Below are 10,329 nucleotides of genomic sequence, written 5' to 3'. Positions count from 1 at the left end.
CCGCGGCTACCGGGTCGTCGAACTGCTCGCCGCGCGCTCGGGGCTGCACCCGCAGCGCGTGCTGCAGTCGACCGGGCACGCGGCCGATCAGCGCGGCCTGGGCGTCGCCGACCGTGAGCGCAATGTCGCCGGCAGCATGCGCCTGCGCCCCGCAGACGAACGACGCATCGCCGGGCGCACGGTGCTCCTCGTCGACGACGTCGTCACGACGGGCGCGACCCTGCGGGAGGCGGCGCGGGCCCTCACCGCGGCGGGCGCGCGGGTGCTCGGCGCGGCGGCCGTGGCATCCACGCCTCTTCATACGAGAGGCAGAGGTTAGTCACGGGAACTGACAGGTGACACGGCGCTCCCGCCCCGATAGCGTGGGAGAGACCAAGGCGAACTGAGGGTTCTCCCTTGTCCCTCCGTTGGAAAGCGGAGAACCCCGGAACAAGGAGGTCAAGGATGGAAACCAGCATCGTCGGCGTGGGTGTCAGCGTCTCGGATCGATTTCGCACCGTCGCCGAAGAGAAAGCCGTCCGCATCGAGAACCTCGCCCCCCGGGCGCAGCGACTCGATATCAAGGTCACCCACCGTGCGTACCACAACGGCGGCCGCGAAGACGAGACGGTCGAGCTGACCGTCACGGGCAAGGGCCCGGTGGTGCGGGCCGAGGCGACCGACAGCGACAAGTTCGTCGCCCTCGACCTCGCGGTCGACAAGCTCGCCGAACAGCTGCGTCGCGCGAAGGACAAGCGCATCGATGCGCGCAACCACCCGCGCGGGGCGAAGCTCGACAAGGGCAGCGGCTCGCTCGCCGGCATCGACGTGCAACCCGCGTCGGTCGATGTGCTGCGCGCCGTCGCGACCGGAGGCATCCCGATCGTCGGCGACGACGTCGAGGCCGACGACTACACGCCGGTCGTCATCCGCACGAAGAACTTCGATGCGGAGTGGATGACCGTCGAAGAGGCCGTCGACCGCATGGAGCTCGTCGGGCACGACTTCTTCTTGTTCATCGACGCCCGCAGCGACCACCCGAGCGTCGTCTACCGCCGCAAGGGCTGGGACTACGGCGTGATCTCGCTGCTCGCGAGCGCGCCGCCGCTCGAGGAGGAACTCGCCTCCTGACGCGCAGCCCGTTCACGCGAGAGGTCGCGACACGCCGCATCCACCCCGGATCGCACCGCGTGTCGCGACCTTTCGCGTGAGGGGAGGGGGCGAGCGCGGTCAGTCGAAGATGCCGTCGAGGATCGAGCCGATGACGAGCCCGCCGAGGATGCCGCTGGCGATGCCGTTCCCGCCGCCGTTGCCCCGACCACCGGCGCCCGGGCCACCCCAGCCGCCGTCGTTCGGACGCGACGAGTCGATGTCGCGCTGCGCGAGCTGCAGCGCCTCGGCGGCCAGCTGGCCGCAGCGGCGCGCGTCGGCGAGGGCCTGCTCGCGATCGTCCTCGTCGATCGGGCCGGAGGCGACGGCGCCGAGGTCGAGGCGCAACCGCTCGGCCTCGGCGAGCCGGGTGCGGGCGTCGGCGCCGATCCAGCCGCGGTGACCCGAGATGACGCTGCGCGCCACACCGAGCTGGCGGTCGGCGTCGTCGATCGCGTGCCGCACGTGCGACTCCGGCGGCACCGGACGCGCCGCACGCTCGCGCGCCTTCACGACGATCGCGTCGAGCGCCGCGTTCGCTTCGCGCAGGCGCGTGAGCTCGGTGAACGGGTCGGGCTTGCCGCCGGCGGGGGTCAGGGCGCCGAGCTCGCGCTCGAGCGTGGCCATCGCCGTTCCGACCGCCGGCAGGTGCTCGAGGTCGCGCGCGGCGATGAGGTCGCCGCGCGAGTCTTCGACGATCGCGTCGAGCGTCGATTCGGCCCGCAGGGCCTCGATCTCGAACGAGTCGACCGCGTCGAGCAGGGTCGTCGCGCGGCGGGATGCCTCGATCGCGGTCTCGAGCGCGAGGTTCGCCTGCTCGCGCTGACCCGACTCGCGCCGCGCCTCGGAGATGTCGGCGCCGTGCGTGGCGAACTCGAGCAGCTGCGCGGCCTCGCGCGGGTTGCCGGCAATCTGGCGCAGCGCCGCGGGCGCGTAGCGCGCCTCGACCCGCGCCAGCGTCGCCTCGGCGCGCGGCACCCGCGCGCTTTCACGCACGACGTCGGCACGGATGCCGGCGATGATCTCGGGCGCCCGCCGCGCGCGTGCCACGGGCTCGGCGAGGGCCTGCAGGCGGTCGTCGAGCAGGTCTTCGGCCCAGTCGCACAGCTGCACGATGCGGGCGTTCCGGGTGCGCGCCTCTTCGGGGGTGTCGGGGATCTCGTCGTGGTTGAGCTGGTTCAGCTGGAACGCCTCGCGCAGGTGCGTGCGCACGGCGGTGAGCGCGTCGCGCAGGTCGCGGGTGGCGTCGCGGCCGAGTTCGAGCTCGGCGAAGGTCAGCTCGTCGTCGGTCGTGCGCAGCCGCTCGTCGGCGGCGACGAGGGCCGCATCGGCGCGGCGGCCGAGTTCGGCGTCGTGCGCAGCGAGCTCGGCGCGCTCCTTCTTGCGGGTGCCCCAGAATCCGGCCATGGCACGATCCTACGTCGGTGCCCTGCCGCCCGGGCGGGCGCAGGGGCGGTTTCGCGGCGCTTCGTACGGCCGTACACAGCGCACGCGAAGGTCACGACCGCATAACATAGGAAGTCGTGTCGCGCGCGCCGCGCGCGCCAACGGTGGCATCCCGTGCCACCGGACCCCGAACGTATGGAGATCCTCCGTGGCCAACCCTCTCGAGAAACTGCTCCGCGCCGGCGAAGGAGGCATCCTCCGCAGGCTGCAGCAGGTCGTGAAGGCCGTGAACGCCCTCGAAGAGGACTACGCGCAGCTCACCGACGAGGAACTGCGCGGCGAGACCGCCGAACTGCGAGCGCGGTACGCGGCGGGCGAGTCGCTCGACAAGCTCATGCCCGAGGCCTTCGCCGCGGTGCGCGAAGCGGCCAAGCGCACGCTCGGCCAGCGCCCCTACGACGTGCAGATCATGGGCGGCGCAGCTCTCCACCTCGGCAACATCGCCGAGATGAAGACCGGTGAGGGCAAGACCCTGACGGCGACCTTCGCGGTGTACCTCAACGCGATCGCCGGCGAGGGCGTGCACGTCATCACGGTCAACGACTTTCTCGCCTCGTACCAGTCCGAGCTCATGGGTCGCGTCTACCGCGCCCTCGGCATGACGACCGGCACGATCGTCGCGGGGCAGACCCCGGACGTCCGCCGCCAGCAGTACGAGGCCGACATCACCTACGGCACGAACAACGAGTTCGGCTTCGACTACCTGCGCGACAACATGGCGTGGCAGAAGCAAGACCTCGTGCAGCGCGGCCACTTCTTCGCGATCGTCGACGAGGTCGACTCGATCCTCATCGACGAGGCGCGCACGCCTCTCATCATCTCGGGTCCGTCGTCGGGCGAGGCCAACCGCTGGTTCGTCGAGTTCGCGAAGATCGCGAAGACCCTCGAGGCGGGCGTCGACTACGAGGTCGACGAGAAGAAGCGCACGATCGGTGTGCTCGAGCCCGGCATCGAGAAGGTCGAGGACTACCTCGGCATCGACAATCTGTACGAGTCGGCGAACACGCCGCTCATCTCGTTCCTCAACAACTCGATCAAGGCGCTCGCGCTGTTCAAGCGCGACACCGACTACGTCGTCATGAACGACGAGGTCATGATCGTCGACGAGCACACGGGGCGCATCCTCGTCGGGCGGCGCTACAACGAAGGCATCCATCAGGCCATCGAGGCGAAAGAGGGGGTTCCGGTCAAGGCCGAGAACCAGACCCTCGCGACCGTCACGCTGCAGAACTACTTCCGCCTCTACGACAAGCTCGCCGGCATGACCGGCACCGCCGAGACCGAGGCGGCCGAGTTCATGTCGACGTACAAGCTCGGAGTCGTGCCGATCCCGACGAACAAGCCGATGATCCGCAAAGACCAGGCCGACCTCGTCTACAAGAACGAGCAGGCCAAGTTCGCGCAGGTCGTCGAAGACATCGCCCGCCGTCACGAGACCGGCCAGCCGGTGCTCGTCGGCACGGTGTCGGTCGAGAAGAGCGAGTACCTCTCGCGCCTGCTCGCCAAGAAGGGCATCAAGCACGAGGTGCTCAACGCCAAGAACCACGCGCGCGAGGCCGAGATCGTCGCGCGCGCCGGGCGCCTGGGCGCCGTCACGGTCGCGACCAACATGGCCGGCCGCGGTACCGACATCATGCTCGGCGGCAACGCCGAGTTCCTCGCGGTGCAAGAGCTGAAGGCGCAGGGCCTCGACCCGGTCGAGACCCCCGAAGAGTACGAGGCGGCCTGGGATGCCGCGTACACCGCCCAGCGCGACACCGTCGCCCAAGAGGCGACGAAGGTCGTCGAGGCCGGCGGCCTGTACGTGCTCGGCACCGAGCGGCACGAGTCGCGCCGCATCGACAACCAGCTGCGCGGCCGCTCCGGCCGTCAGGGCGACCCCGGTGAGAGCCGCTTCTACCTGTCGCTGACCGACGACCTCATGCGCCTCTTCCAGTCGGGGGCGGCCGAGGCGATCCTCGCGCGGGCAAACTTCCCCGACGACGTCGCGATCGAGTCCACCATGGTCTCGCGCGCGATCAAGAGCGCGCAGAGCCAGGTCGAGGCGCGAAACGCCGAGATCCGCAAGAACGTGCTGAAGTACGACGACGTGCTCAACCGTCAGCGCGAGGCGATCTACGCCGACCGCCGGCACATGCTCGAGGGTGATGACCTCTCGGGCCGCGTCGAGCACTTCATCGAAGACGCCATCGGCGCGGTGATCGACGATCACACCGGCTCGGGTCACAACGAGAGCTGGGACTTCGACGCACTCTGGACCGAGCTGAAGACCCTCTACCCCGTCAGCGTCACGATCGACGAGGTCGTCGCCGAGAGCGGCAGCAAGGGCCGCATCACGCCCGAGGGCCTCAAGCGCGAGATCCTCTCCGACGCGAAGATCGCGTACGCGAAGCGCGAAGAGACGCTCGGTGCCCCCGCGACCCGCGAGCTCGAACGCCGCGTCGTGCTGCAGGTGCTCGACCGCCGCTGGCGCGACCACCTGTACGAGATGGACTACCTGAAAGACGGCATCGGCCTGCGCGCCATGGCCCAGCGCGATCCGCTCATCGAGTACCAGCGCGAGGGCTACCAGATGTTCCAGGCGATGATGGGGCAGATCAAGGAGGAGTCGGTCGGCTTCCTCTACAACCTCGACGTCGAGGTGCGTCAGCAGGGCGACGGCCAGGTCGAGGCCAAGGGCCTGCAGGCGCCCCCAGTCGAGACGCAGAAGCTGCAGTACACCGCGGCGGGCGAGGGCGGCGAGGTCGAGGTGCGCAACGACCGCGGCCAGGTGCAGCAGGCGGCGACCAGCAAGGTGCGTCAGGCGGCAGCCGCAGCGTCGGCTCCGGCGACGCAGCCCGAGGCCCCGCGCGGTGCGTTCGGTCAGAAGACGGATGCCTCGGCTTCCGCCGCGGCGCCGCAGAACCGCGCCGAGCGTCGCGCCGCCGGCAAGAAGAAGTAGCCCGCGCGTCCGCCGCCGGCGTTCGACCGGCGGCGGGCCGCGCGAGGGCGATTGGCCCGATGGTGGCGGAGATATCCTGAACGGATGACCCCGCGCATCCTGGACCAGTCGTCGAAGCTCAAAGACGTCCTCTACGAGATCCGCGGCGCCGCACTGGTCGAGGCAGACCGGCTCGAGGCCGACGGCCACCGCATCCTCAAGCTCAACACCGGCAACCCCGCGATCTTCGGCTTCGAAGCGCCATACCAGATCGTCCGCGACATGATCGAGGCGGTGCCGCAGGCGCACGGCTACAGCGACAGCCGCGGCATCATGTCGGCCCGCCGCGCGGTCGTCTCGCGCTACGAAGAGGTGCCGGGCTTCCCGACCTTCGACCCCGACGACGTGTACCTCGGCAACGGCGTCTCCGAGCTCATCACGATGACGATGCAGGCCCTGCTCGACACGGGCGACGAAGTGCTCATCCCGGCCCCCGACTACCCGCTGTGGACGGCGATGACGAGCCTCGCCGGCGGCACGCCGGTGCACTACCTGTGCGACAACGACGCCGGATGGGAGCCCTCGCTCGAGGACATCCGGGCGAAGATCACCGACCGCACCAAGGCGATCGTCGTGATCAACCCGAACAACCCCACCGGCGCCGTGTATTCGCGCGAGGTGCTGCAGGGCATCGTCGAGATCGCGCGCGAGCACGAGCTGCTGCTCCTCTCCGACGAGATCTACGACCGCATCCTGTTCGACGACGCCGTGCACATCCCGCTCGCGACGCTCGCCCCCGACCTCCTCTGCCTCACCTTCAACGGGCTCTCGAAGACCTATCGCGTCGCCGGGTACCGCTCGGGGTGGATGGTCATCACGGGGCCGAAGAAACATGCCGAGGGGTTCCTGCAAGGCATCCAGCTGCTCGCCTCGACGCGCCTGTGCCCGAACGTGCCCGCCCAGTACGCCGTACAGGCGGCGCTGTCGGGCGTGCAGTCGATCGACGCGCTCGTCGCGCCGGGCGGGCGGCTGCACGAGCAGCGGGATGCCGCGTGGCTCGGCCTCGAGGCGATCCGCGGCGTCACGTGCCACAAGCCCGCGGGCGCCTTGTACGCGTTTCCGCGGCTCGACCCGGAGGTGTACGAGATCCACGACGACGCGAAGCTCGTGTACGACTTCCTCGTCGCCGAGCATGTGCTGCTCGTGCAGGGCACCGGCTTCAACTGGCCGACGCCCGACCACCTGCGGATCGTGACCCTGCCCGAAGCCCGCGTGCTCACCGAGGCGATCGAGCGGCTCGGCAACTTCTTGGTGTCGTACCGGCAGTGACCCGCCGCCGCGGCGTTCTTAGAGCGCGGCGGCGGTCAGAGAGCGGCGAGCGACGTGGCGCGCCAGCGGCCGTCCCAGCCCTCGAGGCGCACGGCGACAGCACGGGTGCGGGCCGGGCCCGCGGTGATGACGACGCCCTCGATGACCCCGTCGGCGGGGGAGGAGACGTGGGTCGAGACGATCCGGTAGGACGGGCGGGCCGGCGCGACACCGCGCGCGCTGCGCGCACGCGCCGAGAGGTTCGACCGCGTCACGAGCGCACGGAACGCGTCTTCACCGAGCCACCGGGCCAGCTGATCGGCCTCGCGCACTCCCGCGAGCACTTCGAGCAGGCCGATCGTGAGATTCGCCAGCAGCGGTTCGGGGTCGGGCAGCGCCTGCGACGGCGTGCGCTGCGGCGCGAAATACTCCTCGACCTCGAGTGCGGTGCCGGCCCGTGACGGCCGGGGCGCAGAGAGCGACGGCGACGGGACCATGGTGACCTCCTCCAGCTGATGACGTGGGATCGAGTACAACACAGCCCATGCACAGGCGGGATGAGAATCCCCTCACCTGTGGATAGTGCGGGCGGGCGTCGCGCGAGTCGCGTACTGTCGCGGCGTGCGATGGGATCGGTTCTTCGAGGACCTGGAAGATCAGCTCGACTCCGAGTGGGAGGCCGAGCGCGCCGCTCTGGACACCGAGGCCGAACGCCTGCGCCTGTCCCGTGTGGCGCTGCGCGAGCGGCTCGTTGCGCTCGCCGGGGGTTCGCGCTGCATCGCCCTGCACACGCCGGACGGCGGAGTGCACCTCGGGCGCCTCTCCCGGGTCGGCGCCGATTGGTGCGCGCTCCTGGGTGACGCGCCCGCCGGCGCCGTGATCGTGCCGCTGTGGGGCGTGACCGAGATCGCGGCGCCCGCCGACGCGCTGCTCGCGAGTGTGCGCGACGCGAATGCCGGGCCGGCCCTCGGTCAGCGGATGGGCTTCGGGTTCGTGCTGCGCGACCTCGTGCGCCGCCGCATCCCGGTGACGCTGCACCTGGCGGGCGGCCGCACCCTCGACGGCACGATCGATCGTGCCGGTGCCGACCACCTCGACGTCGCCCTGCACGAGCCCGGCGCACCCCGCCGCGCCGAGAACGTCACGGGGTACCGGATCGTGCCCTTCACGGGCGTGCTCGCGGTGCGGCTCGCCTCGGCATCCGACCTCGGCTGACGGCGAGACCCGCCTCGGCCGGCGCGCCGCGTCTCCGTCGCTCCGTGTGCGACTCAGTCGCCGCCGCGCACGGGCCCACGGCCCCACAGCTCGGGAAAGCTCGCGGCGTTCGATTCGCGCCACAGCGCCATGCGCCGCGCCTCTTCGGCCTGGTCGTCGAGGTAGCCCTCGACGCTGTCCGCCTCGATCCGCCAGCGGGCGGGCGAACCCACCTTCATGCCCCGCAGTCGCGCGTCGATCACGAGCGCGATCACCTCGTCGACGGAGAGCTGGAGCATCTCCGCGACTTCGGCGGGCGTGAACAGTCGCGCGCCGCGTTCGGGTGTGTCGGGCATGAGGCAATTATGGCCGTCGGGGTCTTTGACGCGGCTGAGACTGCACACCTGTGGATAACCTCCTCGTCCGCGCTCGCCCGCCGTCACCATGGACGCATGAGCGATCACACCGCCGCACGCCCTCGGCCCCGCGCCTTCTGGGCCGACATCCGGTTTCTGCTGGGCATCGCCCTGATCGTGGCATCCGTCGCCGGCGTCTGGCTCGTCGTTTCGGCGGCGCGGCAGACGGTCCCGGTCTTCGCCGCCGCGCGCACGATCGTGGCGGGCGAGGCGGTGGGCGCCGATGACCTCACCGTCGTCGACGTGTCGTTGGGTCAGGTCGAAGGCGCCTACGCGTCGCCCGCGACCCTCGCACCGGGGTCGGTCGCCACGCGCACGATCCCCGAAGGGCAGTTGGTCGCGAAGGATGCCATCGGTGACGCTGCGGGTCTTCGCACCACCACCGTGGTCGTGCACAGCGCGACCGAGCTGCCCGCGGCGGTCGGCCCGGGCTCGACCGTCGAGGTGTGGGCGGCGCCGCAGCTCGAGCGGGGCCAGTACGACAAGCCCCGCATCCTCGTCGCCTCGGCGACGGTCGTGTCGGTGACCGCCGACGACACCATGATCGGTTCGGCCGGATCGGCCGTCGAGCTCGTGATCGAGCGGTCGGAAGTCGCCGACACGCTCGCCGCGATCTCGGGCGGAGCGAGCCTGTCGATCGTGCCGACCTCGGCGGTGCAGCCGTGAGTGGCGGCGTCGCACCGCGGGGGAGCGGTGGCCGGTCGCCGGCCGTCGCCCGCGCGATCGTCGCGGTCGCCGGTGAACGGGGAGACGAGCTCGCCGCCGACCTGCGCGATGCCGGCGCCGACGTGCGGCTCGTCGTCGACCCCGACGCCCCCGCGGCCGCCGCGGTCGACGCGATGAGCGGGCGCGAGGCGGCGGAGCTGCTGGGCGAACTGGCGCGCGCCGATCTGCTCGTGCTCGACGCCGATCGCCGCACCCTGACGGCGCAGCTCGTCGCGGCGTGCGACCGCTTCGGCATCCGCATCGTCGCCCTCTGCGCGGGTGCCGCCGAGCGCCGCCTGGCGGGGGTGTTCGGCGTCGACGCGTGCGACGAGCACGCCGCTGCCGTCGACATGCTCGCGAGCGGCAAGGCCGTGGCCGGCGCAGAATCCGAGGCCGAGCCGTCCCGCGGACGGGTGATCGCGGTGTGGGGCGCGGCGGGCGCACCCGGGCGCACCACGACGGCGATCGAACTGGCGTGCGAGCTCGCCCGCGACGGTCGACGCGTCGCGCTCATCGACGCCGACGCGCACGCCCCGTCGGTCGCGATGGCGACGGGCCTCGCCGACGAGGGCCCCGGCTTCGCCGCCGCGTGCCGCCAGGCCGAGCGCGGCACCCTGACGGCGGCCGAACTCACCCGCATCGCCGCGCCGCTCGGCCCCGTCGAGGTGCTCACCGGCATCAATCGCCCCGGGCGCTGGCCCGAACTCGCCCACGACCGCGTGCAGGCCGCGCTCGAGCGGTGCCGCGACTGGGCCGACGACATCGTCGTCGACGTGGCGTCGTCGCTCGAACGCGACGAAGAGATCGTCAGCGACCTCGGCGGTCCACGGCGAAACGCCGCGACGCTCGCGGCCCTGGCCTCGGCGGACCTCATCGTCGCGGTGGTCTCGGCCGACCCGATCGGGGTGGCCCGGTTCGTGCGGGCGCACGTCGACCTGCGCTCGGTCGTCGGCGCGACGCCCGTGAAGATCGTCGTGAACAAGTCGCGCACGGGGCCGGTCGGTCTCGACGCGCGGGCGCAGGTGCGACGCACCCTGGAGCGCTACACCGACGCGCGCGAGGTGTGGTTTCTGCCGTGGGATCCGAAAGCGGCCGACGCCGCGATGCTCGCCGCCCAGCCCGTCGCCCATGTGGCGGCGCGGTCGGCGCTCGCCGGAGCGGTGCGGCGGTTCGTCGGCGAGGCGATCGAGCCGCCCGTGCCGGTGCGGCGGG

The 10,329-nt window shown here is 71.4% G+C and carries 10 protein-coding genes; 7 read left to right on the top strand and 3 right to left on the bottom strand.

The features are described 5' to 3' along the window. Together G3N18_RS14690 and hpf are read left to right on the top strand one after the other, a co-directional pair. Positions 1-319: ComF family protein (locus tag G3N18_RS14690; RefSeq protein WP_268932616.1), on the top strand; the 319-nt coding region annotated here is incomplete at its 5' end. Positions 320-444: 125 nt separating this feature from the next. Then, positions 445-1,110 (top strand): ribosome hibernation-promoting factor, HPF/YfiA family, encoded by a 666-nt coding sequence (gene hpf / locus G3N18_RS14685; RefSeq protein ID WP_196385014.1) that lies wholly within the window; start codon positions 445-447, stop codon positions 1,108-1,110. A 99-nt stretch (positions 1,111-1,209) separates the two neighbouring features. On the opposite strand, the gene G3N18_RS14680 is transcribed toward hpf, so the two are convergent. Beyond that, on the bottom strand, positions 1,210-2,535 hold the full coding sequence (locus G3N18_RS14680) for a coiled-coil domain-containing protein (RefSeq protein ID WP_196385013.1): 1,326 nt from the start codon (positions 2,533-2,535) through the stop codon (positions 1,210-1,212). A 187-nt stretch (positions 2,536-2,722) separates the two neighbouring features. Between G3N18_RS14680 and secA the strand changes: the two genes are divergently transcribed. Both secA and G3N18_RS14670 read left to right on the top strand, forming a co-directional pair. Continuing rightward, complete coding sequence (gene secA, locus G3N18_RS14675; RefSeq protein ID WP_196385012.1) at positions 2,723-5,515, top strand: preprotein translocase subunit SecA; 2,793 nt, start codon at positions 2,723-2,725, stop codon at positions 5,513-5,515. An 84-nt stretch (positions 5,516-5,599) separates the two neighbouring features. Further along, complete coding sequence (locus G3N18_RS14670; RefSeq protein ID WP_196385011.1) at positions 5,600-6,823, top strand: pyridoxal phosphate-dependent aminotransferase; 1,224 nt, start codon at positions 5,600-5,602, stop codon at positions 6,821-6,823. A 35-nt stretch (positions 6,824-6,858) separates the two neighbouring features. Here the strand turns inward: G3N18_RS14670 and G3N18_RS14665 are convergent, their stop codons facing one another. Continuing rightward, entirely contained in the window at positions 6,859-7,299 is a 441-nt protein-coding gene (locus G3N18_RS14665; RefSeq protein ID WP_196385010.1) for an Rv3235 family protein, read from the bottom strand. A gap of 124 nt (positions 7,300-7,423) precedes the next feature. On the opposite strand from G3N18_RS14665, the gene G3N18_RS14660 reads away from it, so the two are divergent. Continuing rightward, entirely contained in the window at positions 7,424-8,017 is a 594-nt protein-coding gene (locus G3N18_RS14660; protein WP_196385009.1) for a hypothetical protein, read from the top strand. A gap of 53 nt (positions 8,018-8,070) precedes the next feature. Here the strand turns inward: G3N18_RS14660 and G3N18_RS14655 are convergent, their stop codons facing one another. Beyond that, positions 8,071-8,352, bottom strand: a complete 282-nt coding sequence (locus tag G3N18_RS14655; protein ID WP_196385008.1) for a helix-turn-helix domain-containing protein — start codon at positions 8,350-8,352, stop codon at positions 8,071-8,073. Positions 8,353-8,448: 96 nt separating this feature from the next. On the opposite strand from G3N18_RS14655, the gene G3N18_RS14650 reads away from it, so the two are divergent. Beyond that, the gene (locus G3N18_RS14650; protein WP_196385007.1) at positions 8,449-9,078 is read left to right on the top strand and encodes an SAF domain-containing protein; all 630 of its coding nucleotides are present in this window, start codon (positions 8,449-8,451) and stop codon (positions 9,076-9,078) included. After that, the coding region (locus G3N18_RS14645) for a CpaE/TadZ family protein (RefSeq protein ID WP_338038634.1) at positions 9,075-10,329 on the top strand (1,255 nt) is incomplete at its 3' end. The genes G3N18_RS14650 and G3N18_RS14645, both read left to right, overlap by 4 nt.

The organism is Microbacterium paulum, assembly GCF_015707995.1.
Lineage (GTDB): Bacteria > Actinomycetota > Actinomycetes > Actinomycetales > Microbacteriaceae > Microbacterium > Microbacterium paulum.
This window is presented reverse-complemented; position numbering and strand designations above follow the sequence as displayed.